General features: G+C 71.1%; 1 pseudogene. It reads right to left on the bottom strand.

Annotation, left to right across the window (positions count from 1 at the left end):
- Positions 1-408: pseudogene (locus tag QN345_RS19845) on the bottom strand (ATP-dependent Clp protease ATP-binding subunit); the annotation flags it as partial.

Here is a 408-nt window from a genome sequence, read left to right as displayed (position 1 = left end):
CGCGGCCAGGGGCAGCGGCTGCGCCGGCGCGGATGCCGCGGCCGCGACGACGAGTGCGCCGTCAGCAACCGAGACTTCGACTCCGGTACTCGCCAGCAGGTCAGAGCCGACGAGGAGGTCGGCGATCTTGTCGTCGAGTTCCCGCTGGATCACGCGGCGGAGCGGCCGGGCACCGTACTCGGGTTCGTAGCCCCGCGTGGCGATCCAGTCGATCGCGTCCTCGCTCACGGTCAGGGCGAAGCCCTGGGCGGCGAGCCGGGTGCGCGTCCCGGCGAGCAGCATCCGCACGATGTCGTGCAGTTGCGGCGCGTCGAGCTTGCGGAACAGCACGATCTCGTCGAGCCGGTTCAGGAACTCCGGACGCATCGCCTCGCGGAGCTTGCCCATCACCCGGTCGCGGAGCGCTTT

Origin of the sequence: Cryobacterium sp. 10I1 (genome assembly GCF_035019805.1) — a bacterium.
GTDB lineage: Bacteria > Actinomycetota > Actinomycetes > Actinomycetales > Microbacteriaceae > Cryobacterium > Cryobacterium glucosi.
The sequence above is the reverse complement of the archived record's forward strand: the minus strand, read 5'-3'. Positions and strand labels throughout refer to the sequence as shown.